Source organism: Janthinobacterium foliorum, assembly GCF_978021625.1.
This window is the reverse complement of the sequence record NZ_CDXDQE010000081.1, coordinates 1-341: the sequence shown is the minus strand read 5'-3', so window position 1 is coordinate 341 and position 341 is coordinate 1. Positions and strand designations below refer to the sequence as shown.

Sequence of the window (341 nt, the reverse complement as noted above, 5' to 3'; positions counted from 1 at the left end):
GCTTGCCCTGGGCGCAGCCCGTGGCATAGATGTATTCGGCGATCGGCGTGGAGCCGACGAAGCTGACGGCGCGCACGTCCGGGTGGTGCAGCAAGCCATCCACGGCCTCTTTATCGCCCTGCACGACGTTGAAGACGCCGTCCGGCAAGCCCGCCTCCGTCAGCAATTGCGCCAGCAGCAGGCTGGCGGACGGGTCGCGCTCGGACGGTTTCAAGACGAACGTATTGCCGCAGGCAATGGCCATCGGGAACATCCACATCGGCACCATCACGGGAAAGTTGAAGGGCGTGATGCCGACGCACACGCCCAGGGCCTGGCGGATGGACCAGGCGTCGATGCCG

At 66.0% G+C, this 341-nt stretch carries 1 protein-coding gene; it reads right to left on the bottom strand.

The features are described 5' to 3' along the window. A partial coding sequence (locus tag ACZ92H_RS29585) for an aldehyde dehydrogenase family protein (RefSeq protein ID WP_465051989.1) occupies positions 1-341 on the bottom strand: 341 nt, incomplete at both ends.